A 23,626-nucleotide genomic window follows, 5' to 3' on the forward strand; every position below is an offset into this window, starting at 1 on the left:
CTACGGGTTATTTTGCTGGCCGGAGGCACTATTATTTTGGTAACAGGAGGTTTCCCGACTAGCTGTGATGAGAGTTGGTATGGGTTTGAACAGATGCTGATTGTTTTTAGCCGGATTGAGCATTAGTTTTCCAGCTGGAACATGGGTCGTATTCGACTGAGCGAATGGAGTCAGACTATTGTTTTTATTGCGTTTTCCAATGGTCGCGCAATACGTTGTTTCATGGCTATGCATCGGTAGGGCAACATTTTGTTGAGCCTGGGCACTATCAATGGCAACGTCGAAGTATGGTTTTGGTTTAGTGGTGTCTGTGTTTTTGTCAGGCTCGGCATAAATTCTTAAGGTCAGTTGCTGACCTGAAGACATTTTTTGGGCATCAATTAGTTTATCCTTTACCAGATTCCAGTAGACATAAAGATGATCAGGATCGACTGGCAAGAGTATTAGTTCCTGTGTGTTGTTTGATGCGATGGGCGCGAAGTCCCTGCTGATTTCTTCGCTGATCTCAAGCATTTCTTTCGGTGAGAAAGCTTGATGATGAGCGGGGCTTACAATTTTAGTAGCAAAAACAGGCGTAAATTCTCGATTAATTTCTTGACTAATTTCAAGTATTTCTTCGGAAGACAGTCTGATTTGGGGGTTATATCTTGAATGCAAAAATGTCATCATCAGCCCTAAATCGTTACTGTTACTTGTCTAAAGTTTTTCCATACAGCCATGTTAATGAATGAAGTGCTTGTTTGGTTTTTAAAGTTGATTTTGAAAAGCAGTCACGATTACCAGTATACTTGTTAAGTTGGGTGCTATCATCCAATTTGTTACAAAAAATGCCAAACTTTGGCGATTGTTTTTACAACAACCCAAAGCTGTCAGCATCGATGACATAGCTTGATAACGCTATTTATTTCGTTTCCGGAATGCCGGATAACAACAATTTATTAATTTGCCAATACATAAATCCATGACCGTACCGCTAGATATTATAGACATAAAATACTTCCTTGATGAAGATATAGGATCCGGGGACATAACTGCTGCCATTATTCCTGAGGCCGATCATGCGCTTGCAGAAGTCGTTACGCGTGAAGATATGATAATGTGTGGCCAGGCTTGGTTTGATGCGGTATTCAAGCATTTGGATGCTAACGTAACTATTAGTTGGTTGGTAGCAGAAGGCGAGGCCGTTAAAAAAAATAGCACATTATGTAAGCTCAGTGGTTTGGCGAGAGGGTTGCTAACCGGCGAGCGTACGGCGTTAAATTTTTTACAGTTTTTGTCGGCGACCGCAACCGTTGCCAAGCATTATTCAGATGCGGTTGCCGGCACCGGATGCAAAGTGCTGGATACCCGCAAAACTATTCCGGGACTAAGAAATGCGCAAAAATATGCCGTTGCCTGTGGTGGCTGTTATAACCATCGTATAGGTTTGTATGATGGTGTGTTAATCAAAGAAAATCATATTATGGCAGCAGGCTCGATTACCGAGGCAATAGTAACGGCTAGATTACTAACTAAAGTGTTGGTGGAAGTTGAAGTTGAATCCATGACGGAATTAATTGAGGCGCTTGCGGCAAAACCGGATCGGATTATGCTTGACAATTTCAGTCTTGACGATTTGTACGCAGCGGTAAAACTGACTGCCGGCGCCATAGAGCTTGAGGCATCCGGTAATATTGAACTCGATAATATACGCAGCATTGCTGAAACCGGCGTTGATTATATTTCTATCGGCGCATTAACTAAACATGTTAAAGCGGTTGATTTATCCATGCGTATAAAAGTTGGTGAGTTAGATAAATCGTCAATGTAGAGGCAATGTTGTGTGATTGAAAAATAACGTAGGGGCAATCCTGTGTGATTACCCAAGACAAGTAACCTAAAAAGGCGACTTAGATGGCTGAAAATATTGAAGCATTATTTAAATAAACTAGTTGCGGGGGGTTATGTTATTGGCGTCAGCGATGGTGAGCGGAAAAATGCATTTATCGCAGCGTGGGTGATGCCCGTTTCTTTTACCCCGTCTTTGCTGGCGATCAGCATTAATCCGGAACATTATTCTTATCAGTTGTTGCAAGCTGGGGGCGTTTGTACGGTCAATATTTTGGGGCAAGACAATCTACCGTAGAGGAGCATTTTGGTCGCTCAGCCCAAGATAAAATAAGTGGCTTTCAATGGCAAAAAGGTAAAGCCGGTGCGCCGATTTTATTAGCAAGCCTGACATATTTTGATTGTGAGGTCAGTCATTACGCCGATGCCGGCGACATGGATGGCAGTAGTCAGTTATATGAATAATTTGTTCTTGTTATCCACGAAAATTACAAAAAAATCAAATAGATAGGAGGCTGTAGATGCCTATAGATTGTTACCTGACGGTGAGTTAATATCTTGATATATTTGGTTTTTCTTGGATTCGTTTGTTTTGGGCTTTGGTGTTCGAGTCGCTATTTTAAAACGAGGCAGGCACCAAAGTTAGCCAAGGTGTTGCTCGGAAAACGCCAGTTGTTAGCGTCAAAAAATAGCGGGTTTTTCAATCAACGTATTCAAAAACGGTGATGATTTGTTTTATGCCAGGTTGGAGTCTGGTAACGTTGATAACAATAGTACCTTCATCACGATGGACTAAACCCATCAAGTAAACAATTCCATTTTCAGTAATGACTTTTATCATGGCCGGGTCAAAATCGGGCATTGTTCTAATTTGATCAAGTGCTACTTTTACGGTTTCGGTAATTAATTGGTCATTAGCGCGTGAACTGGAATCACTGGGATACGCAATAGTTAAATTGTCATGTATTAGTTTTACATTGGGAGCAACCTGGACGATAGCAATGATTTTTTTTTTCAATTCTTCGCTAGGGGCTTCTCCGGTAATCAGTACCGCACCATTATAGGCAGTTATAGTAAAGTGACATTGGCTGGGCAAATCATCTTCGGAATTTAGCTCCGAGTAGGCTTCCATTTCAATATTTTTATCAATTAAAATGGCTTCACGAGAACGACGGTCTTGTAATAACGATTGCTCTGTTATTTCCTGGTAGTTTCTTGGGGCGGTAGAGCATGCGCCAATCAAAAAGCAATTAAGCAGGATAAAGGACAAAAATATTTTTTTCATGGCTTAAGTAAAGTAAGTAGATAAATAGTTATCAACCGAATAATTGATGATCAATCAAATCACACAGGCAATGGGTAATTAGTACATGAATTTCCTGAATGCGTGCGTTTGAGCTTGACGGTACCCGAATTTCTATATCTGTTTCACGCAGTAAGGGGGCAATCATGCCGCCATTGTTGCCGGTTAACGCGATAACTGATATGTCTTTGTCATGTGCAGTGGTAATCGCTTTGGCTATATTGGCTGAATTATTGCCATCGGTATATACCATTAATATATCTCCGCTTTGCCCTAGTGCTCTAAGTTGTTTCGCGAAAATGTCATCAAAGTTATAGTCATTAGCTATTGCAGTGATGGTTGCCGTGTCTGTGGTTAAGGCGATGACCGGTAACGAAGGGCGATCTCGCTCAAATTGGTTAAGCATGGCTGATGATAGTAGTTGTACGCAGGTTGCTGAGCGACCATTGCCACAGGCGAGTATTTTTTTATCATTCAGTAACGTAGTAACCAGTCGTTGCGAGGCATACTCTATCAGTTCACACAGGTAGGTCATGGCATCCTGCTGGGCTTGGATGCTGTCAGAGAAATGATTAATGATTCTGTCTTGTAAGTTCATGGTGTGATGATTAGTTTAAAAAGCATTTTGTATCCACTCCAGGTTACCATTGCCGGAAATGGCAACAACATCAAAGCGTAGTGGTCGGTCTTCTTTTTGGGTTGATAAGTAACTATGCGTTGCCGCTATTATACGTGATTGTTTTGCCCGCGTGATACTCTCTAAGGCACTACCGTATTGATCTGTTTTACGATAGCGAACTTCGATAACAACCAGGGTTTTCTGGTCGCTCATAATTAAATCGAGTTCCCCCATTTTACAGCGGTAGTTACGGCAAACCGGCTTTAGTCCTTTATTTACCAGAAATTTATGGGCCTGTTCTTCAGCGCTTTCACCGCGAATCAAGTGTGCCGCTTTGGTTTTTAATTTAGTAAACAGCATGGTTAATCTCCTGTTGGCATTTATTCTGTTAACAATAAAAAGATCAAGATACTGATATAATTTGGCACTATTTGGGCAAGTGCTGAACATAATCATGGTAGTCCATGATTTTTATAATGTATCTTTTAATTAGAGGTTATATGAATGAGCGTATCGAATGTTAACTGAGTTTGGCAAATTATACGTTGTTGCTACGCCAATAGGTAATTTAGGCGATATGAGTTTTAGGGCGGTCGAGGTATTAAAAAAAGTTGATTTGATTGCTGCTGAAGATACCCGGCACGTAAAAATGCTGTTACAGCATTATGGCATTACCAACAAGCTGGTTTCATTGCATCAGTATAACGAGGATAAAGCATCTTTGGTATTACTGGAAAAATTGCGGGAAGGACAGTCAGTTGCGCTGGTCTCCGATGCGGGAACGCCGTTGTTAAGCGACCCGGGCATGCCGCTGGTGAAAATGGTGAAGGATGCGGGTCTTGATGTTGTGCCCATTCCGGGAGCTTGTGCGTTAATTGCAGCATTATCGGCGGCAGGGTTGCCGGTTACGCAGTTTTCATTTGAGGGCTTTTTACCGAGAACCTCATCGGCACGTAAAGCTTTTTTTAGCGAAAGGCTTTTGTCCCAAAAAACCTGGGTATTTTATGAGTCCTGTCATCGAATTTTGGCCTCATTACAAGATATGGCAGAGATATTACCTTTGGATCGCCAGATCGTCATTGCCAGAGAATTGACCAAAATTCATGAGACTATTGTGAAAACCACTTTGGGGGATGCCCTGCAATTGGTAGAGCAAAACGATAATATGAGAAAAGGCGAATTTGTTGTTATTGTCGATGGGGCTGTTTTTGATAAAAAAGAACAACTTGTTACCCCTGATCAGGAAAAATTGCTTAATGTGTTATTGCGAGAGTGTTCTATTAAGACTGCTGTTGCAATGGCTGTAGAAATTACCGGAGTTAGAAAGAAGTTGTTGTACCAGGCAGCATTAGAAATTGATAAAGGAAAAGACGCTTAACTTTAATGTTATCGATATGCGATAAATAATCTTGCTCACCTATGTTTTTACTATAAATAGTGCAAAAATTAAATAATTCTGGAGCAATTGCTTGATTTATTAGATTAGCGTTGGCTTGATTAATACAGTATACTAAGGAGTGAAAGAGTTGGCTGGACAGTCGCTGTTTTATCGTCATGATAAAATGGAGGAAAGTCCGGGCTCCATTGGGCAGGGTGCCAGGTAACGCCTGGGAGGCGTGAGCCTACGGAAAGTGCCGCAGAAAATATACCGCCTGTCATTTATGATCGGTAAGGGTGAAAAGGTGCGGTAAGAGCGCACCGCGCAACTGGTAACAGGAGTGGCATGGTAAACCCCACCCGGAGCAAGATCAAATAGAGGGACAGACGCGTGGCCCGCGCGGTTCCTGGGTAGATTGCTTGAGCTGCAGGGTGACTTGCAGTCTAGATGAATGACTGTTCTCGACAGAACCCGGCTTACAGGCCGACTCTTTCTTTTTTGTTGCTGCCGCGTGTTTTTTGATCATGGAATTACTTGATATCAATGAAATTCATTGATATTTTTGACTTAAAGAAGCGCCGGTTAGCATAGCGCCACAATATCCTCTTCGTTATTCCACTCCTCATTAAAAAGCCTACCTCCTTTTTGTAAGCTTGTACTTAAAGTATTACCTTAACTAGAGTAATTAACCACCTGATAAAACATAGGATTTTTTTTGCCGTATTTTGCGTGGTGTAAGCTTTTTTGGAGGGACAGGCAAGTCATTGTAAAAAAAAAAAGACTTTAAGTGAAATCATCCTTGACTATGAACAGTTTGGAATTTATAGTGATTCCAAGTGGTAATAAAGTGGTTAAAAGTGGTTTTTTTAGGGTATATGGATTAAGTCATGTTTCGGGGAATCAGTTTAATTAATTTGGATGATAAAGGACGTCTTGCAATTCCAACCCGTTACCGGGAAGAATTACAGGATTGTTGTGAGCGTCAAATGATTGTAACGGTTGCTGTAGACGAACGATGTATTGGAGAAAATGGCTGTTTATGGCTTTATCCACTACCTGAATGGGAAAAGCTTGAGTTAACTATTAGCAAGTTACCAACTTTAAATAAGATGGCCGGAAAGTTAAGGCGCTTTGTTATTGGTAACGCATCTGAATGCGAAGTTGATGGACAAGGTCGTTTGTTATTACCGGACAAGCTAAGGAAATTTGCTGGTATGGATAAAAAAATTATCTTGGTCGGTCAGCTTAACAAGTTTGAAATATGGAATGAAAGTGCCTGGACAGCCAAAGAAAAACAATGGCTGGATGGTGATGATAATGAAGGTCTGGAAGAGTTGGGGTCTTTATCTTTTTAAATTACGGGAGATTTGTTAGTGAAGCATTTACCCGTTATGTATGCAGAAGCCCTGCAGCAATTGGCGATTAAAGAAGATGGTATTTATCTTGATTGTACATTTGGACGTGGTGGGCATAGTCAGGGTATCTTGAATCTGCTGGGCGAAAATGGACAGCTAATTGCTTTTGATCGTGATTCTGATGCGATCAACTCAGATTATGCAGAGGCAATGCTTTCGGACAAGCGGTTCACGCTAAAGCATAGCTGCTTTTCTCAATTGGAAAGTATAGTCGAAAGTGTAAGCTTGGTAGGAAAAGTTGATGGAATCTTGCTGGATTTAGGGGTGTCGTCACCTCAATTGGATAATCCTGAGAGAGGTTTTAGTTTTTTGCGGGATGGTCCTTTGGATATGCGCATGGATGGTAATGCAGGTGTTTCTGCCGAGCAGTGGTTGGCAAGTGTTGATGAGAAAGATCTGGTTAAGGTCTTGTTTGAGTATGGTGAAGAAAAATTTGCACGGCGTATAGCTCGGGCAATAGTAGAAAAAAGGGTGGAATCATCTATTTCAACAACCCGGCAATTAGCCCAGCTAATTGAAGATGTAGTTCCGTTAAGAGAGAAGCACAAGCATCCTGCAACACGGACTTTTCAAGCAATACGTATTGAAATTAATAGCGAACTGGATGAATTAAAAAATGTTTTGGAGCAGTCGGCTCGGGTGCTTGCACCGGAAGGGCGATTGGTCGTGATTTCTTTTCACTCGTTGGAAGACAGAATTGTAAAGCGTTTTATTAGAAACGAATCCGGTGCCAAGTATAACCCTGGTAAATTACCTATAAAGGAAGTTGATATTGCCAAAGGTATCTTAAAGAAAGTGAGTAAAGCGTTGAAAGCTGATGCGCAGGAAATAAGAGAAAATCCAAGAGCCAGAAGTGCCGTCATGCGAGTTGCTGAGAGAGTTTAAGTGGTTATAAATCGGCTGGTAAGTGTGGTAGGTATCGTACTTTTATTGTCGGCGTTAGCAGTGATTTATAGTAAATACTACTCACGTTTGATTTTTATTGAGATCCAAAAACAGGAAAGAGCTTTGGATCAATATGAAGTTGAATGGGGACAGATGCAGTTAGAGTTGACTATGCTGGCAGAACAAAATCGGATAGAACTGGTGGCACGCGAGCAATTGAAGTTGGTTATGCCATTACGAGAAAAAATTATTTATATCAAACCGTAAATGTTAGATTTTCGAGCAAGAAGTACGACAAAACAATCGACAGACAATTTTTCAGGTAGAAGAAAATTTCTGGTTATTTTTATGATGGTTTGCATGCTGTTACTGACCGGGCGTGCGATTGATTTACAAGTCGTGAGCAAACAATTTCTTAAGCACCAGGGTGATATGAGGCAGGTTGATGAGGTTTCTGTCTCAGCATACAGGGGTATGATTACAGACAGAAATGGTGATCCTCTGGCAATTAGTACGCCAGTCGAATCTATCTGGATAAATCCCCGAGAGCTTAAGTTTGCGAAAGAAGATCAGTTAAGACTGATGGAAAAACTGTTGCATTTGCCAATTGGAAAAGTCACTGAATGGATTAAGGAGGATTCACACAGACAGTTTCTTTATATTGCACGCCGGGTTAATCCACAACTGGGTACTCAAGTGAAAGAGTTAAAACTTGAAGGCGTTTATTTTGAGCGCGAATTCAAACGTTTTTATCCTTCAGGGGGCGTTTCTGCACATTTGGTCGGCTTTACCAATGTTGATGATATCGGGCAGGCAGGAATGGAGTCTGGTTATGAACAATTGTTGAAAGGAATTTCTGGTAGCAAGCGGGTTATCAGGGATGGTCAGCGTCGAATTATTGCTGATATAGAAAATATACAAGAACCTGTTTCAGGAAAAACTCTTGAGTTAAGTATTGATCAGCGTATTCAATATCTGGCGTATCGAGAATTGCAATTGGCAGTTAGCGCCAATAAGGCAAAGTCCGGGGCATTAGTGGTATTGGATGCAAAAAATGGGGAAGTTTTGGCGGCAGTTAGCCAGCCATCTTTTAATCCGAATACCAGAAGTAATTTGAAAGAGAGTTTGTATCGGAATAGGGCGGTTACTGATGTATTTGAGCCCGGATCAACGGTTAAGCCTTTTGTTGTTGCTGCGGCTTTGGACGGCGGTTATATAAGTCCTAATGCCATTTTTGCTACGCATGGAACCTATCAAATAGGGCGCAATACCGTTAAAGATACCCATAATTACGGCACCATGGATTTAACACATGTTATCAAGAAATCCAGCAATATTGGTGTCACTATGATGTCCTTAAAAATGCCACCGAAATATTTTTGGGGTATTTATCATCAGCTTGGTTTTGGCGTTTCAGCGGGTTCAGGTTTTCCAGGCGAGGCCAGTGGTACTTTGCTGGGTTATAAAAAATGGCACGATTTCGATCGGGCTATTTTGTCATTCGGTTATGGTTTGAGTAGTTCGACATTGCAACTGGCAAGGGCTTATACGGCGTTGGCAGATGATGGTATTTTGCATTCGGTAAGCTTGCTAAAACGTGAAGAAGATGATGATGCTGTGCGGATATTTTCAGCTAAAACAGCAAAAAGTGTCAGGAAAATGATGGAAACCGTGATTATGAAAGATGGTACTGCTTATGAAGCCAGAGTAGACGGTTACAGTGCCGCAGGTAAAACCGGGACAGCAAAAAAAGCCGGCTCCAGAGGCTATACAGAGAAGAGTTATTTTGCTGTTTTTGCCGGAATGGCGCCTGCCAGTGACCCGCGTTTGATTATTGTCGTTATGATTGATGAGCCTTCTGCCGGTCAGTATTATGGCGGTCTGGTTTCAGCACCGGTATTTTCAAAAGTAATGGCTGGAGCATTAAGAATACTTGGGGTTGCTCCCGATCAAGAAGGAACTATGCCGGTTTTGTTAACGCAGAAAAGTCAGTAACACAGATTATGAAACTCAGTGATTTGTTGGAGGATTTTGTCTCATTTCCTGGTTCAAGCTTGGACTTGATAAATACTGTGCCCATTACGGGTCTGACTTTAGACAGTCGGAAAGTCGCTAAGGGTAATGTATTTATTGCCTTGGCAGGTGCCAGCCAACATGGACTGGTTCATGTTGTACAAGCTCTTGATAAGGGTGCTTGTACGGTTGTTTTTGATCCTGCCGGTGAGGGCAGGCAATTGGCTGGTCAGATTAGTTATGTGCCGATTATTGCGGTCGACGATCTGAGTTTGAAGCTGGGTGATATGGCATCCCGTTATTATGATCAACCGTCTAAATTTATGGCGGTGATTGGTATAACCGGGACTAACGGAAAAACGTCTTGTAGTCAGTTTTTAAGTCAGATGCTTAATGATTGCGGCATCATCGGCACATTGGGCTGGGGTGAGTGGGGCAAGCTGGATAAAACGCTTAATACCACGCCTGATGCCTTGGAAACACAACGCATATTGGCAGAATTAAAAAAAGACAACAAAAAAATAGTCGCTATGGAGGTTTCGTCGCATGGTTTGGAGCAGGGCAGGGTTAATGGCGTTACTTTTAAAGGTGCGGTGTTTACCAATATTAGCCGTGATCATTTGGATTATCACGGGACTATGGAAGCCTATTTACAGGCTAAATTAAAACTGCTTAACAAGCCGGGGCTGGAATTTGCCGTAGTCAACCTTGATGATTTCTATAGCGACCGTATTATTGCCGCTGTGCCTGAATCAGCAGTTGTCTGGGGTACTAGTGTTCAAGGGAGAATGCTCGGCTCCTGCGAATCCGTTAGCGCAGACGCTGTTGTGCATAAAGCCGATGGTATTGAATTTGATGTCCGCTGGAGGCAAGACAGTCAGCGGGTAAAAGTGCCACTTTATGGTGACTTTAATATTGAAAATATCTTGACCGTGCTTGCTGTGATGTTGGCAATGGGTGTTTCAATGTCTGAGGCGGTAAAAAAATTACATTTTATAACGCCGGTTACAGGACGTATGGAGCGTTTTGGTGGCGATGGACAGCCACTGATTTTTGTCGATTATGCACATACTCCTGACGCACTGGACAAAGTTTTATCCAGCTTGAGAAAACATTGCGAGCAAGCTTTATGGGTGGTATTCGGCTGTGGAGGCAACAGGGACAAGGGTAAACGTCCACAAATGGGGCATATTGCCGAGCAGTGGGCGGATCATGTGATTGTTACCGATGATAATCCGCGATTTGAAAATAGACTGGACATAGTTAAGGATATTTTAGCGGGTTGTACTGAGCTGATTGATCAAAATTCCAGCGGTAAAATTGAAGTGATAGAGCATAGAGAGCAGGCAATACATAGTGCGATAGCCAGGGCTGGTGAACAAGATTGTATTGTGATCGCAGGTAAGGGCCATGAAAGTTATCAGGATATCAGTGGAGTGCAAATAGCATTCAATGATAGTCAGGTTGTTATTGACGCATTAAAAATGAGAACCGGATAAAAATGAAAATGATGCTAAGTGAATGTGCTGAAGCAGTAAAAGGGATGCTGGTTGGAGAAGATACCGCCATTACATCTATCAGCATAGACACGCGGGCAATTAAGCCGGGACAACTTTATATTGCTATTAAAGGATACAACTTTGATGGTAATGAGTTTGTTGATCAAGCCGAACAAGCAGGAGCAGCTGCGGCTGTTGTGCACCAAGGTGTTAAATCAACTTTGCCGCATATTATTGTCGACGATACACGCTTGGCCTTGGCTGGACTGGCAGGAGCTTGGCGACGGTATCTGGCCGGGCATGGAAGCCAGGCACTTTCGGTAGTCGGTATTACCGGTAGTAACGGTAAGACGACGGTCAAGGAAATGGTTGCTGCAATCTTGGCAGTTGATGCGTCTGTACTGTTTACGCAGGGTAACCTGAACAACGATATTGGGGTGCCATTGACGTTGCTGCGATTGAATGAACAGCATCGTTATGCGGTGATTGAAATGGGCGCCAATCATGCAGGAGAAATTGCCTACACCAGTACTTATGCGCAGGCTGATGTTGTCATTATTACCAATGCAGGCGCGGCACATCTGGAAGGCTTTGGAACTATTGAGGGTGTTGCAAAAGCGAAAGGCGAACTTATTGAGACACTTAAAAAAGACGGCATTGCTGTTATTAATCATGATGACGACTATTTTGACTATTGGAAAGCAGTCGCCGGAACTAGACAAATTACCTCATTCGGTCTGAATGACGGTGCCGATGTATCGGCTAAAATGATTAAAGCGGAAATACGTAATCAAGCTTTTGTTACCACATTTGATTTGGTTACCAGGCTGGGTACGGTTGATATTATTTTAAAACTGGCAGGTCAGCATAATGTGGTTAATGCTCTCGCGGCTACGGCGGCAAGTCTGGCTTTGGGGTTGAACCTCAAACAGATTAAGCAGGGCCTGGAAAGTGTCAAGCCGGTGACCGGAAGGTTGCAGCCTTTGGTTAGTCGTTTGGGCAATATCGTTATTGACGATACTTATAATGCAAATTCGGCTTCACTGACAGCAGGGCTTGATGTGCTGGCTAATTTTACGGGTAAGCCTTGGTTGGTCTTCGGTGCTTTTGGTGAATTGGGTCCTGATAGTCCAAAAATACATGAGGAAATGGGTGTTTTTATTAAAGCCAAGGGCGTTGTAAGGCTGTTGGCTGTTGGTGAGGATAGTAAAAATACTGTAAAAGCCTTTGGCGATGGAGCCACTTTTTTTGAAAAACAACAAGATTTGATTGACGCACTAAAACAAGAATTAAAAGGCGATGAAACGATTTTGATTAAAGGCTCACGAGTGCAGCACATGGAAAATGTAGCGGCAGCTTTAGTTGAAAATTTCAGGAATTAAACGATGTTACTTTATTTTGCAGATTATTTAATGACTTTTGATGGCGGTTTCAGGGTATTTCATTACCTGACTTTTCGCGCCATTTTGGGTGCATTAACCGCATTGCTGATTTCTTTTATTATCGGTCCGGTAATGATTAGAAAATTAAGTCATAAAAAAATAGGCCAAAGTATTCGTGAACTGGGACCGCAATCACATTACGAGAAATCAGGAACGCCTACCATGGGCGGAACTTTAATACTGGTTGCCATTGCGGTTAGTACTTTGCTTTGGGCTGATCTTGGTAACCGTTATATATGGGTAATCCTTTTGGTAACAATGGGTTATGGCGTCATTGGTTTTGTCGATGATTACCGCAAAGTTGTCAAGCGCAATAGCGATGGTTTGTCGGCTAAAGCCAAATATCTGGCGCAATCAGTCATAGGTTTAACGGCTGCGATTTTTTTGTATAAAACGGCAATTTTACCGGCAGAGACCCAATTCATCATTCCCTTTTTTAAGGACGTTATGGTGGATATGGGCTGGATGTATATTGTCCTGACTTATTTTGTCATCGTTGGAACCAGTAACGCCGTAAATTTGACTGATGGACTGGATGGTTTGGCAATTATGCCGACAGTTATGGTTGCCGCAGGTTTGGGTATTTTTGCTTATCTGTCAGGACATGTGACTTTTTCAGATTATCTGGCTATTCCTTATCTGCCTAATGCCGGGGAGTTGATGGTATTTTGCGCTGCTTTAGTGGGTGCCGGACTAGGTTTTTTATGGTTTAACGCCTATCCCGCCATGGTGTTTATGGGGGATGTCGGAGCATTGGCACTGGGTGCTGCTTTAGGTGTGTTGGCGGTGTTGGTCAGGCAAGAAATTGTATTGATGATTATGGGTGGTGTTTTTGTCATGGAAACGTTATCAGTGATCATTCAGGTTGCCTCTTTTAAGCTAACGGGAAAACGGGTTTTTCGCATGGCTCCGATACATCATCATTTTGAATTGAAAGGATGGCCGGAACCCAGGGTTATTGTTCGATTCTGGATTATCACGTTCATTCTGGTGCTGATTGGCTTGGCAACATTAAAATTGAGATGATAAAAATGCACAAGATAAGTAAATGGTTTTGTCTGCTTTCAGCTTGGCGAGTGATTTCAAGATGATCATGGATAGTGTGGCGATTATCAACTCGTTAAAAAAGAATTTTGCACTGGATCCACAAACTTCAAAAGTTTTGGTGGTAGGGCTTGGACATACCGGTATTTCGGTTGCGCATTATTTACACAAACTCGGGTTTAATTTCGCCATCACTGATAGTCGTGATAAGCCGCCATTAATTGATGAATTTTTGCAGGTGATGCCTGATATGCCGGTTTTTAGCGGCGGTTTTGATGAGGCTGCTTTTAAAGTGGCAACACATTTGGTGGTCAGTCCAGGCGTCCCTCTGACTGAAAAGTCGATTGTCAAAGCAATTGCCAATGGTTCAAAGATAGTTAGTGATATTGATCTGCTCGCCTGTTCCGTTAACGTACCGATTGTCGCAATTACCGGCTCTAACGGTAAAAGTACGGTTACGACCATGCTCGGCGAAATGGCAAAATATGTAGGGAAAAAAGTTGGCGTTGGTGGCAATTTGGGTACGCCAGCATTGGAATTGTTGGAGCCGTCCACCGAATTGTTTGTCCTGGAGCTTTCCAGCTTTCAGCTTGAACGAACTACTGTTCTGAATGCCGCTGCGGCAACTGTGCTTAATATTTCTGCCGATCATCTTGACAGGCATGTCGATATACAAAATTACGCACAGGAAAAACAGCGCGTGTTTAGAGGTAATGGTGTCATGGTCATTAATATCGATGACCCTATTGTCGACGCGATGCAAAAAACAGGGAGGCGTATTTTGACATTTTCGATTAAAAAAGAGGCTGATTTTTATATCTCCCATAAGCAGGGTGTCGAGTATCTGATGCACAATCAACAGTGTTTGATGCCATTAGCCCAATTACCGCTTGAAGGCAGGCATAATGCCGCCAATGCGCTGGCTGCGCTGGCGCTGGGTGTGTCGATAGGATTAGATGAACAAGTAATGTGTCAGGCCTTGAAAACATTTAAAGGGCTTGATCACCGAATGCAACTAGTCGCAGAAATAGCTGGTATTACTTGGGTAAACGATTCAAAAGCAACCAATATTGGTGCCTGTATTGCAGCATTACAAGGTTATGATCGTAAGGTCATTCTGATTGCGGGTGGTGACGCGAAAGGGGCTGATATGAACGAATTGACACCTGCCATCAAAGAAAAAGCAAAAAGTGTTGTGTTAATGGGTAAGGATGCTGGCTTGATAAAACAGGCCTTGAATGATTGTGTTCCTGTTTATACGGCTGAAAATATGGCGCAAGCGGTACAAATTTCCGCTGGTCTTGCACAGGTTGGCGACAGTGTATTGTTGTCTCCTGCGTGTGCCAGTCTTGATCAATATAAAAATTATCAGGATAGAGGCGATCAATTTTCTAAAGCAGTATTAGGGTTGCTTGCATGAATAAACGAGCGAAGCCATCCCGGATAGGACGGTTTCATTTTGATCCCATACTGATTGTTGTAACTACCAGTTTATTACTGATGGGTTATGTCATGGTGGCATCATCATCTCTGCATTTGGGGGTAAAAATAAGTGGTAACAGCTTTTATTATCCGATCAGGCAGACTCTGCATATAGGTCTTGGCTTGTTTTTAGGAACCTGTGTAGCACTAACACCTATCCATGTCTGGGAAAAAGCCGGGCAATGGTTGTTCATCGGCGGCTTGTTATTATTGGTGATTGTTCTGATTCCGGGGCTTGGCGTAAAGGTTAACGGGAGTACACGTTGGCTGTCACTAGGTGGTTTGAGGATACAGGTATCAGAAGTCGTTAAGTATTTTTCTATTATATATATGGCCGGGTACGTCACCCGACATCATAAATCAATACGGGAATCTGCTTTCGGCTTGATTAAGCCGTTGATTTTGTTTTCAGTAGCTAGCGTATTGTTGTTAATGGAACCGGATTTTGGTTCATCTGTGGTGATACTGGTTATTGCCATGGGTATTATGTTTTTGGCAGGCGCACGGCTATCGCAATTTATCATGTTGTTATCTTTTGTGGGTTTGCTGGCAGGATTACTGGTTTATTTTGAGCCTTATCGTATGAAACGGGTAACCAGTTTTATGGATCCATGGGCCGATCCTAAAGATACCGGTTATCAATTGGTTCATGCCCTTATTTCATTTGGACGTGGAGAATGGACGGGCGTGGGTTTGGGTAGTGGAATACAAAAGTTATTTTATTTACCTGAAGCGCATACCGATTTTTTATTTTCAGTTATCGCTGAAGAGTTAGGGTTGGTTGGCGTATTGACTGTTATCGGTTTATTTTCATTATTGGTCTGGCGCACTTTTCAGATAGGTATGGCAGCAGAGAAAGCCGGCGAGCAGTTTTCTGCTTTTATTGCTTATGGTTTGGGTATCTGGTTTGGATTTCAATCATTTGTCAACATGGGCGTTAATATGGGAATTTTGCCAACGAAAGGATTGACCTTGCCATTAATGAGTTATGGTGGAGGCAGTATGATGATTATGTGTTGTGCAGTGGCGTTGTTATTCCGGGTACAAAGCGAAGTTGCGGAGATCAATGCGAACACGCCAAAAGAAAGGTCAAAATGGTCAAGCGTATAGTTATTATGGCCGGAGGAACCGGTGGACATGTATTTCCGGCATTGGCAGTTGCACAATTGCTAACCGAAAAAGGCTGGCAAGTTAGCTGGTTAGGTACGCATAAGGGCTTGGAAAGTCGTGTAATTCCAGAGCATGGCATTGAAATCGACTGGTTGTCTGTTGCCGGTGTTCGTGGCAAGGGTTTGGCTGCCAAGATAACGGCCGTATTTATGCTGTTCAAAGCAGGTGTTCAGGCTATGAAAATATTACGCCGGCGTAAACCTGATGTGGTATTGGGGATGGGTGGCTTTGTTGCCGGTCCCGGTGGTTTGGTAGCAAAGCTGTTAGGTTTGCCTTTGGTTATTCATGAGCAAAACCGCATACCAGGCACTACCAATCGCTTGCTTGCACGTTTGGCGAATCAGGTGCTGGAGGCATTTCCAGGCAGTTTTAATGTCAAGATTAAAGCAAAGTGCACCGGTAACCCGCTAAGAAAACAGTTTCTTACCGCCTTGGAAAATGGCCGTCAGCGGCCTGAAAAAGAGGTCAGAATATTGGTTTTTGGTGGTAGTCAGGGTGCGCAAATATTAAATGAAATGGTACCGGAAGCTATCGCCGAATTTCAAAAATTCGGCTTGGCAACACAATCCGTGCAAATCAGGCATCAAACTGGCGCAGCTATGTTGTCTCAGGTTGAAAGTCGATATCAAGCTTTAGGTATTAAAGCAGAAACCAGTGCGTTTATTGATGACATGGTAGCGGCTTATCAAGAAGCTGATTTAGTGATTTGTAGGGCAGGAGCAATGACCGTCAGTGAAGTTGCGGCAATGGGTATTCCCGCCATTTTTATACCGTTACCAAGTGCTATTGATGATCATCAAACGGCTAATGCACGCTATTTAACTGATGCAGGCGCAGGACTACTATTAATGCAAAATAATTTAAATCCGCTAACGCTGGCAGAGCATATCACCAAGGCTCTCAATAATCTGGCTGTCATGAGCGATGCTGCACAACACTGCGCGCGTCTCGATGCAACAGCGGTTGTTGCCGGTTATTGTATTGCTGAGGCCGGTTTATGAATATCCCAAGCAGTACGCATGTGGCTTCTACCTTTGGTAATATTGAACGCATACATTTCGTTGGCATAGGCGGCACGGGAATGAGTGGTATCGCGGAGGTTTTATCTAATCTGGGTTATAAAGTTTCGGGTTCAGATATCAAAGCCAGTCCGGTGACGCAAAGACTCGTGGATTTGGGTGTGACGGTAACTATTGGCCATAAGCGTGAAAATGTCACGAAAGTTGATGTGGTGGTTGCGTCAACTGCCATAGATCGTAGTAATGAAGAAATTGACCAGGCGTATCTTAATAGAATTCCGGTGATTCCGCGTGCGGAAATGCTGGCTGAATTAATGCGCTTTCGATTTGGTATTGCGGTTGCCGGCACCCATGGTAAAACGACGACTACCAGCCTGACAGCCAGCATACTCGCAGAAGGTGGGTTGGATCCTACATTTGTTATTGGCGGTCGTTTAAATAGTTCGGGTAGTAATGCCAAGCTGGGTTTGGGTAATTATTTGGTTGCCGAAGCCGATGAAAGTGATGCGTCATTTTTATATCTCCAGCCCATGATGGCGGTGGTCACGAATATAGATCAAGATCATATGGAAACTTATCAGAATAGCTATCAACGCTTAAAAGATACGTTTGTAGAATTTTTACATCACTTGCCATTTTACGGTTTGGCGGTGATGTGTCTGGATGACGAAGGCGTAAGAGAAGTTTTACCGCAGCTATCCAAGCCGGTAATAACCTACGGGGTTCATGAAGATGCGGATATTCGTGCGGTAGCTATTAAGCAAGACGGGATGCTGACGACTTTTAGCGTCATTCGTCGAGGTGACTATCCGCCGTTACAAGTAACCTTAAATATGCCTGGTTGGCATAACATGCTTAATTCACTGGCGGCTATTGCTGTGGCAACCAAGTTGGAAGTTGCTGATGATGCCATCGTTAAAAGTCTGGGTGCATTTAAAGGCGTAGGCAGGCGTTTTCAGGTTCAGGGCGATTTGGCACTTGATGGCGGCAAGCTTACTCTGGTTGATGATTATGGACATCATCCTCGAGAAATTGCTGCAACTCTGGAGGCATTACGTCAAGCCTGGCCTGATAGGCGTTCTGTGGTCATTTTTCAACCACATAGATACACAAGAACTCGTGACTTGTTTGAAGATTTTGTACAAATACTGTCAACGGTCGATATCCTGATTCTTATGGATGTTTATTCGGCAGGCGAAGCCGAAATTGCCGGCGCAGATGGCAGGGCATTATGTCGGGCCATTCGAATGCGTGCACAAGTTGACCCAATATTTGTTGATGAATGGCAAGAGCTGCCAACAATATTGGCCGGCATCGTCAAGCCTGATGATGTGATTCTGACCATGGGCGCCGGCAATGTTGGACACTTTGCTACGCAGTTGCCCGAGTTATTGGCTGAAGCGCTAGAGTGTCGGACTTTGTCTGCGCATACGTTACCGGTATGAAAGGACGCTTGTTAAGCAATGAGAAACTGGCCAAATATACCAGTTGGCGTGTGGGCGGCCCCGCTGACCGACTGTATATTCCTTTTGACAAGCAAGACTTGTGTGAGTTTATAGGAGCTTTGCCAGCTTTAGAACCGGTATTTTGGATGGGATTGGGTAGCAATTTATTGGTCAGGGATGGTGGTATACGTGGCACGGTTATTAATACCAAGGGACGCTTGAAAGCAATGGAACTTGCCGAAGATGGTTCGGTTTATGTTGAGGTGGGTGTGCCTTGCGCCCATGTGGCCCGTTTTTGTGCAGAACAAGGTTTGATCGGTGCCGAGTTTTTGGCAGGTATACCCGGAACCATGGGCGGTGCTCTAAAAATGAATGCCGGAGCCTTTGGCGGAGAGACGTGGGGCATTGTTAAGCAGGTAGAAACGGTTGATTTGGCGGGTAAAACAGCATGTCGATATCCCGCAGATTTTAAGGTCAGCTACCGCTCGGTAAAAAGTATTGAAAACCAATGGTTTCTGAGTTGCCGATTGGAGCTGACGCAAGGTGACACCTTGACCAGTCAGCAAAAAATAAAAGGCTTTTTGGAAGCGAGGGCAAAAACACAGCCAACCAACCAGCCTAGTTGCGGATCGGTATTTAAAAATCCGGACGGTGATTATGCGGCAAGATTAATAGAAGCAGCAGGGCTAAAAGGATTTGCAATTGGTGGGGCCTGCGTATCGACAAAACATGCCAATTTTATTGTCAATACGGGTAACGCGACTGCTACTGATATCGAAGAATTAATTTACACTGTTCAACATAAAGTAAAGGAGTATCAAGGCGTGGAATTGCTGACTGAGGTTTGTATGGTAGGCGAACGTGACATAGAAACGAAAAATCTTGTTTCGCTACAAAACCCCGAAAAATTTGGCCGTGTTGCCGTATTGATGGGGGGATCAGCTGCAGAAAGACCGGTTTCACTAAGAAGTGGTGCCGCTGTTTATGACGCGCTAATACGTAAAGGTGTAGATGCTGTTGCTATTGATGTCAAGGGTAGCCCTATCGACGCGTTGGCCGGCATAAAAGTGGATAGGGTATTTAATATTATTCATGGTCGTGGCGGTGAAGACGGAGTACTTCAGGGTGTTCTGCAGGTTATGGGCATTCCTTATACCGGTAGCGGCGTTATGGCTTCGGCATTAACCATGGATAAGCTCAGAACCAAATTATGTTGGCAGGGATACGGCTTGACAACACCCGAATGGTGTTTGTTGCAAGATGAAAATGACATTGATAGCTGTATCGAAAAATTGGGTTTCCCTGTTATCGTCAAGCCTGCACAGGAAGGTTCGAGTATAGGAATGAGTAAAGCAAACTCAAGAGATGAGCTGCAAAAAGCGCTGCAAGTCGCATTGGCCTATCGTTGTGATGTTTATGCCGAAAGCTGGGTTACGGGCAAGGAATATACGGTTGCGATATTAAATGATGGGTCCTTACCGGTCATTCGTCTGGAATCTCCCAACGCTTTTTATGATTACGAAGCAAAATATAACGCGACGACGACTCAATATCATTGTCCTTGTGGTTTGGATCAAGAGCAGGAATTGTTCGTCAGAAATCTGGCATTAACTGCCAGTAAAGTCGTCGGCGTAAAGGGGTGGTCAAGAGTCGATGTTTTTATTGATGATTCTGGGCAGTATCAACTGATTGAAATCAATACCGTGCCCGGTATGACCGATCATAGTTTGGTGCCGATGGCCGCCAAACAGGCCGGTATCGATTTTGAAGAATTGGTCTGGCGGGTATTAGAAACCAGCCTAGAGTAATGAGTAACGTCGGCACTAAAATCTTGGTGATCGGGTTACTATTATTCGGTCTGGTTGGAATAGTTGGGTATGAAGTAGTAACGAATGAGTACATTAGGTCATTGCCTATTAAAAGTGCCTCACTACCCATTAAGTATGTGAGAACTGAGGGTGTTTTTCAATACCTTGCCAAAGACGAGGTAAAGGTTGTTTTAGAACCATTAGTCTTAACCGGTTTTTTTGATGCGGATATGCAGGCTATACACTTGGCGGTTTCAACCCTGCCATGGGTAGATTCAGTGACGGTAAAGCGTATTTGGCCTGATGCGATTGATATAAAAGTGCATGAAAAAAAACCTTATGCACGATGGGGTAAGGATAGTTTGATTACCGGGCAGGGTGCGATATTTACGCCAAAGAATATAGAGGGGTTTCAGAAGCTGACGGTTGTGACCGGGCCGGAGTTACAGCAAGTAAAAGTCCTGGAAATAATGAAGGGTATTAAAACAGCGTTGGCCGATCAGTCTATGGAATTGGCTGAGTTTAGTGTTAATAATCGGGGTGCCTGGAAAATCAAGTTGGCAACCGGCCTGGAAATACTGTTGGGGCGAAATGAGCAATTAAAAAAATTACAACGTTTTTTAAAAACGTTGACAGTACTAAAAAAAGAGCAAGTTGAGCAAATAGCAATTGTTGATTTGAGATATCCCAATGGCTATGCAGTTTCATGGAAACCTGGAGTCGCTGAGATTGATTGGCATGCCATGCAACCGACCCCCCAATGAACAAGCAAGAACACGAAAAGGCGAGACAGAGTAAATAACATGGCAAAAAAAACAGAGCGTAATTTAATAGTCGGATTGGACATCGGAACGTCAAAAGTCGCGGCTATTGTTGGTGAGCTCACCAGTGATGGCAACATAGAAATAATAGGCATAGGCACTTCGCCATCGCGAGGTCTTAAAAAAGGCGTTGTAGTCAATCTGGAGTCAACTGTTCATTCTATACAAAAAGCAATTGAAGAAGCCGAGCTAATGGCAGGATGCCAGATTAAGTCAGTTTTTGCGGGTATTGCAGGTAGTCATATTAGAAGTCTTAATTCTCATGGCATTGTGGCCATTAAGGATAAAGAAGTTACCCAATATGATATAGATAGGGTGATTGATTCTGCACGCGCTGTTGCCATTCCTGCTGACCAGAAAATTTTACATATTTTGCCGCAGGAGTTTGTTATTGATCTTCAGGACGGGATTAAAGAACCAATCGGGATGTCGGGTATTCGTCTGGAAGCTAAAGTACATATGGTTACAGGGAGCGTTAGCGCATCTCAGAATATCATTAAATGTATTCGCCGTTGTGGACTGGAAGTTGAGGATATAGTCCTTGAGCAATTGGCATCTTGTAACTCTGTGCTTACCGAAGATGAAAAGGAATTGGGTGTCTGTTTAATTGATATTGGCGGCGGCACAACGGATATTGCTATTTTTGTCGAAGGCGCAATTAAGCATACTGCGGTTATACCCATAGCTGGCGATCAGGTGACTAATGATATTGCCGTTGCTTTACGCACGCCAACGATAAATGCAGAAGATATCAAACGAAAATATGCCTGTGCGTTAACCCAATTAGCGAATGTTGATGGCATTATTGAAGTGCCGAGCATCGGCGATAGGGCACCACGAAAAATTTCAATGCAAAATCTGGCCGAGATTATAGAGCCGCGCTATGAAGAATTAATGTTGTTGGTGCAGTCGGAACTTAGGCGCAGTGGCAATGAAGAGTTAATAGCTGCTGGAGTTGTATTGACGGGTGGTAGTTCAAAAGTAATGGGATTAATTGAGCTGGCAGAAGAGATTTTTCACATGCCGGTGCGGATGGGTGGACCACAAAATGTTACCGGGTTAACTGAAGTGGTGAGAAATCCTATTCACTCCACGGGGGTAGGATTATTAATGTATGGAAAAGAACATCAAAGCTTGGGTAGAAGCATTGATTCTGAAGGTTTAGGGTGGTTTGCAAAAATGAAAAACTGGTTTCAGGGTAATTTTTAATAATATAAATTGTTTTTTTAAGGGGTAGTGTCGTGAAATATGAATTGGTTGATACATATAGTGAAACAGCCGTCATTAAAGTTATTGGTGTTGGTGGTGGTGGTGGTAATGCAGTTAATCACATGGTTGGTTGCCATATTGAGGGGGTTGAATTTATCTGTGCAAACACCGATGCACAGGCATTAAGAAAATTAACTGTTGATACCATCATCCAGTTAGGCGTCGAATTGACCAAAGGTTTGGGCGCAGGTACCAATCCTGAAATTGGCAAACATGCCGCAGAAGAAAATAAAGAGCGTATAAAAGAAGTTTTACAAGGCGCAGATATGGTTTTTCTGACTGCCGGTATGGGCGGTGGCACAGGTACTGGTGCTATTCCTGTTATTGCCCAAATCGCAAGAGAGATGGGTATCTTGACGGTTGCTGTAGTCACCAAGCCTTTTCTGTTTGAAGGCAAGAAGAAGCAGATCGTTGCAGAGCAAGGTATTGTAGAGCTTGAAAAATATGTAGATTCATTGATTACTATTCCTAACCAGAAATTATTGCCGGTACTGGGTAATAATGTGTCCTTGATAAATGCCTTTAAAGCGGCAAATGATGTATTACTGGATGCGGTACAAGGCATTACCGAGCTTATTATTCATCCCGGCATGATCAATGTCGATTTTGCCGATGTCAGAACGGTAATGTCGGGTATGGGTGCCGCTATTATGGGCATGGGTTCTGCATCTGGCGAGCATCGTGCACGTGAAGCTGCTGAAAAAGCCATTGCTTGCCCATTACTTGAAGATATCAATCTTCAAGGTGCGCGAGGTATTCTGGTTAACATTTCTGCAGCTGATATGGGGGTTGCCGAGTTTAATGAAGTGGGTAATATAGTTCATGAGTTCGCCTCAGAAGATGCCATTATTAAAATTGGTATGGCTATTGATTCTACCTTGGGTGATGAACTTAAAGTAACTGTTGTGGCTACCGGCATGGGTGCACCTCCGATGGCTGTTAAAGCACCGGTTAAAATGATGCAGAAATCGACTGCCAGTAATGCTAATTATGATGAATTGGATAAACCAACAGTTATGCGGCAGGGGGGCAAGAGCGAAAACAGAGAAACCCGTTTTGGTGCGCAAAGTAAAAAAGAGGTCGATTTGGATTATCTGGATATTCCGGCTTTTTTAAGACGGCAGGCAGATTGATTGTACTGAAAACAAAAAGCATAAATTCGGGAAAGGACAGGGTGCTCACCCTGT

21 protein-coding genes, 1 other RNA gene and 2 pseudogenes are annotated in these 23,626 nt (G+C 43.2%); 20 read left to right on the forward strand and 4 right to left on the reverse strand.

Features of this window, described 5'->3' with window-relative positions; genetic code table 11:
* Window positions 1-669, reverse strand: a complete 669-nt coding sequence (locus tag KKZ03_RS07200) for a DUF4912 domain-containing protein (RefSeq protein WP_243220838.1) — start codon at window positions 667-669, stop codon at window positions 1-3.
* A gap of 292 nt (window positions 670-961) precedes the next feature.
* Here KKZ03_RS07200 and nadC point away from each other — a divergent pair, with 292 nt between their 5' ends.
* A complete protein-coding gene (gene nadC / locus KKZ03_RS07205) occupies window positions 962-1,810 on the forward strand; it encodes a carboxylating nicotinate-nucleotide diphosphorylase (RefSeq protein ID WP_243220839.1) in 849 nt (282 codons plus the stop codon).
* Window positions 1,811-1,906: 96 nt separating this feature from the next.
* Window positions 1,907-2,292 (forward strand): annotated as a pseudogene (locus tag KKZ03_RS07210) (flavin reductase family protein).
* Window positions 2,293-2,527: 235 nt separating this feature from the next.
* Here KKZ03_RS07210 and KKZ03_RS07215 read toward each other — a convergent pair.
* From KKZ03_RS07215 to KKZ03_RS07225, 3 genes are read right to left on the reverse strand one after another with little or no spacing between them, the layout of a single operon-like run.
* Window positions 2,528-3,112 (reverse strand): BON domain-containing protein, encoded by a 585-nt coding sequence (locus KKZ03_RS07215; protein WP_243220840.1) that lies wholly within the window; start codon window positions 3,110-3,112, stop codon window positions 2,528-2,530.
* 31 nt (window positions 3,113-3,143) lie between these two features.
* On the reverse strand, window positions 3,144-3,728 hold the full coding sequence (locus KKZ03_RS07220) for an SIS domain-containing protein (protein ID WP_243220841.1): 585 nt from the start codon (window positions 3,726-3,728) through the stop codon (window positions 3,144-3,146).
* A 15-nt stretch (window positions 3,729-3,743) separates the two neighbouring features.
* Entirely contained in the window at window positions 3,744-4,109 is a 366-nt protein-coding gene (locus KKZ03_RS07225) for a YraN family protein (RefSeq protein WP_243220842.1), read from the reverse strand.
* Window positions 4,110-4,266: 157 nt separating this feature from the next.
* On the opposite strand from KKZ03_RS07225, the gene rsmI reads away from it, so the two are divergent.
* The 18 genes and pseudogenes from rsmI to ftsZ all read left to right on the forward strand — a co-directional run bounded on the left by rsmI (window position 4,267) and on the right by ftsZ (window position 23,572).
* Entirely contained in the window at window positions 4,267-5,127 is an 861-nt protein-coding gene (gene rsmI / locus KKZ03_RS07230; RefSeq protein ID WP_243220843.1) for a 16S rRNA (cytidine(1402)-2'-O)-methyltransferase, read from the forward strand.
* 144 nt (window positions 5,128-5,271) lie between these two features.
* Window positions 5,272-5,622, forward strand: an RNA gene (gene rnpB / locus KKZ03_RS07235) — RNase P RNA component class A.
* 392 nt (window positions 5,623-6,014) lie between these two features.
* Window positions 6,015-6,482 carry a division/cell wall cluster transcriptional repressor MraZ gene (mraZ, locus tag KKZ03_RS07240; protein WP_243220844.1) on the forward strand — a complete coding sequence of 156 codons (468 nt, stop codon included), beginning with the start codon at window positions 6,015-6,017 and terminating at the stop codon, window positions 6,480-6,482.
* Between the two features lie 18 nt (window positions 6,483-6,500).
* Window positions 6,501-7,427: a 16S rRNA (cytosine(1402)-N(4))-methyltransferase RsmH gene (gene rsmH / locus KKZ03_RS07245; RefSeq protein WP_243220845.1), complete on the forward strand. Its 927-nt coding sequence runs from the start codon at window positions 6,501-6,503 to the stop codon at window positions 7,425-7,427.
* A complete protein-coding gene (gene ftsL, locus KKZ03_RS07250; protein WP_243220846.1) occupies window positions 7,428-7,694 on the forward strand; it encodes a cell division protein FtsL in 267 nt (88 codons plus the stop codon).
* The gene (locus KKZ03_RS07255) at window positions 7,695-9,422 is read left to right on the forward strand and encodes a penicillin-binding protein 2 (protein ID WP_243220847.1); all 1,728 of its coding nucleotides are present in this window, start codon (window positions 7,695-7,697) and stop codon (window positions 9,420-9,422) included.
* Between the two features lie 8 nt (window positions 9,423-9,430).
* Entirely contained in the window at window positions 9,431-10,939 is a 1,509-nt protein-coding gene (locus tag KKZ03_RS07260; protein WP_243220848.1) for a UDP-N-acetylmuramoyl-L-alanyl-D-glutamate--2,6-diaminopimelate ligase, read from the forward strand.
* Window positions 10,940-10,941: 2 nt separating this feature from the next.
* Window positions 10,942-12,321, forward strand: a complete 1,380-nt coding sequence (gene murF, locus KKZ03_RS07265) for a UDP-N-acetylmuramoyl-tripeptide--D-alanyl-D-alanine ligase (RefSeq protein WP_243220849.1) — start codon at window positions 10,942-10,944, stop codon at window positions 12,319-12,321.
* 3 nt (window positions 12,322-12,324) lie between these two features.
* Complete coding sequence (gene mraY, locus KKZ03_RS07270; protein WP_243220850.1) at window positions 12,325-13,407, forward strand: phospho-N-acetylmuramoyl-pentapeptide-transferase; 1,083 nt, start codon at window positions 12,325-12,327, stop codon at window positions 13,405-13,407.
* Window positions 13,408-13,474: 67 nt separating this feature from the next.
* On the forward strand, window positions 13,475-14,845 hold the full coding sequence (murD, locus tag KKZ03_RS07275) for a UDP-N-acetylmuramoyl-L-alanine--D-glutamate ligase (protein ID WP_243221560.1): 1,371 nt from the start codon (window positions 13,475-13,477) through the stop codon (window positions 14,843-14,845).
* Window positions 14,842-16,017, forward strand: a complete 1,176-nt coding sequence (ftsW, locus tag KKZ03_RS07280) for a putative lipid II flippase FtsW (protein ID WP_243220851.1) — start codon at window positions 14,842-14,844, stop codon at window positions 16,015-16,017. The genes murD and ftsW overlap by 4 nt, the downstream gene beginning before the upstream one ends.
* Window positions 16,002-17,078 (forward strand): undecaprenyldiphospho-muramoylpentapeptide beta-N-acetylglucosaminyltransferase, encoded by a 1,077-nt coding sequence (gene murG / locus KKZ03_RS07285; RefSeq protein ID WP_243220852.1) that lies wholly within the window; start codon window positions 16,002-16,004, stop codon window positions 17,076-17,078. Before ftsW ends, murG begins: the two co-directional genes overlap by 16 nt.
* The gene (gene murC / locus KKZ03_RS07290) at window positions 17,075-18,541 is read left to right on the forward strand and encodes a UDP-N-acetylmuramate--L-alanine ligase (protein ID WP_243220853.1); all 1,467 of its coding nucleotides are present in this window, start codon (window positions 17,075-17,077) and stop codon (window positions 18,539-18,541) included. Before murG ends, murC begins: the two co-directional genes overlap by 4 nt.
* A pseudogene (murB, locus tag KKZ03_RS07295) lies at window positions 18,538-19,401 on the forward strand (UDP-N-acetylmuramate dehydrogenase); the annotation flags it as partial. The gene murC and the pseudogene murB, both read left to right, overlap by 4 nt.
* The gene (locus KKZ03_RS07300) at window positions 19,390-20,349 is read left to right on the forward strand and encodes a D-alanine--D-alanine ligase (RefSeq protein ID WP_256452013.1); all 960 of its coding nucleotides are present in this window, start codon (window positions 19,390-19,392) and stop codon (window positions 20,347-20,349) included. The pseudogene murB and the gene KKZ03_RS07300, both read left to right, overlap by 12 nt.
* Window positions 20,349-21,113 carry a cell division protein FtsQ/DivIB gene (locus KKZ03_RS07305; protein ID WP_243220854.1) on the forward strand — a complete coding sequence of 255 codons (765 nt, stop codon included), beginning with the start codon at window positions 20,349-20,351 and terminating at the stop codon, window positions 21,111-21,113. The genes KKZ03_RS07300 and KKZ03_RS07305 overlap by 1 nt, the downstream gene beginning before the upstream one ends.
* Before the next feature lie 39 nt (window positions 21,114-21,152).
* Window positions 21,153-22,379, forward strand: a complete 1,227-nt coding sequence (gene ftsA / locus KKZ03_RS07310) for a cell division protein FtsA (RefSeq protein ID WP_243220855.1) — start codon at window positions 21,153-21,155, stop codon at window positions 22,377-22,379.
* A gap of 32 nt (window positions 22,380-22,411) precedes the next feature.
* Window positions 22,412-23,572 (forward strand): cell division protein FtsZ, encoded by a 1,161-nt coding sequence (ftsZ, locus tag KKZ03_RS07315; protein WP_243220856.1) that lies wholly within the window; start codon window positions 22,412-22,414, stop codon window positions 23,570-23,572.
* Window positions 23,573-23,626 lie beyond the last annotated feature (54 nt).

The organism is Methylobacter sp. S3L5C, from assembly GCF_022788635.1.
Taxonomy (GTDB): Bacteria; Pseudomonadota; Gammaproteobacteria; order Methylococcales; family Methylomonadaceae; genus Methylobacter_C.

What these genes read in the sequence shown, in the direction of transcription:
- murF (WP_243220849.1), top strand. Translation starts at nt 10,942, where the DNA reads ATGAAAATGATGCTAAGTGAATGTGCTGAAGCAGTAAAAGGGATGCTG.
- KKZ03_RS07225 (WP_243220842.1), bottom strand. Translation starts at nt 4,109, where the DNA reads ATGCTGTTTACTAAATTAAAAACCAAAGCGGCACACTTGATTCGCGGT.
- mraZ (WP_243220844.1), top strand. Translation starts at nt 6,015, where the DNA reads ATGTTTCGGGGAATCAGTTTAATTAATTTGGATGATAAAGGACGTCTT.
- murC (WP_243220853.1), top strand. Translation starts at nt 17,075, where the DNA reads ATGAATATCCCAAGCAGTACGCATGTGGCTTCTACCTTTGGTAATATT.
- KKZ03_RS07300 (WP_256452013.1), top strand. Translation starts at nt 19,390, where the DNA reads ATGGTAGGCGAACGTGACATAGAAACGAAAAATCTTGTTTCGCTACAA.
- nadC (WP_243220839.1), top strand. Translation starts at nt 962, where the DNA reads ATGACCGTACCGCTAGATATTATAGACATAAAATACTTCCTTGATGAA.
- ftsW (WP_243220851.1), top strand. Translation starts at nt 14,842, where the DNA reads ATGAATAAACGAGCGAAGCCATCCCGGATAGGACGGTTTCATTTTGAT.
- KKZ03_RS07305 (WP_243220854.1), top strand. Translation starts at nt 20,349, where the DNA reads ATGAGTAACGTCGGCACTAAAATCTTGGTGATCGGGTTACTATTATTC.
- KKZ03_RS07260 (WP_243220848.1), top strand. Translation starts at nt 9,431, where the DNA reads ATGAAACTCAGTGATTTGTTGGAGGATTTTGTCTCATTTCCTGGTTCA.
- murD (WP_243221560.1), top strand. Translation starts at nt 13,475, where the DNA reads ATGGATAGTGTGGCGATTATCAACTCGTTAAAAAAGAATTTTGCACTG.
- murG (WP_243220852.1), top strand. Translation starts at nt 16,002, where the DNA reads ATGGTCAAGCGTATAGTTATTATGGCCGGAGGAACCGGTGGACATGTA.
- ftsA (WP_243220855.1), top strand. Translation starts at nt 21,153, where the DNA reads ATGGCAAAAAAAACAGAGCGTAATTTAATAGTCGGATTGGACATCGGA.
- rsmI (WP_243220843.1), top strand. Translation starts at nt 4,267, where the DNA reads ATGTTAACTGAGTTTGGCAAATTATACGTTGTTGCTACGCCAATAGGT.
- KKZ03_RS07200 (WP_243220838.1), bottom strand. Translation starts at nt 669, where the DNA reads ATGATGACATTTTTGCATTCAAGATATAACCCCCAAATCAGACTGTCT.
- KKZ03_RS07215 (WP_243220840.1), bottom strand. Translation starts at nt 3,112, where the DNA reads ATGAAAAAAATATTTTTGTCCTTTATCCTGCTTAATTGCTTTTTGATT.
- mraY (WP_243220850.1), top strand. Translation starts at nt 12,325, where the DNA reads ATGTTACTTTATTTTGCAGATTATTTAATGACTTTTGATGGCGGTTTC.
- KKZ03_RS07255 (WP_243220847.1), top strand. Translation starts at nt 7,695, where the DNA reads ATGTTAGATTTTCGAGCAAGAAGTACGACAAAACAATCGACAGACAAT.
- KKZ03_RS07220 (WP_243220841.1), bottom strand. Translation starts at nt 3,728, where the DNA reads ATGAACTTACAAGACAGAATCATTAATCATTTCTCTGACAGCATCCAA.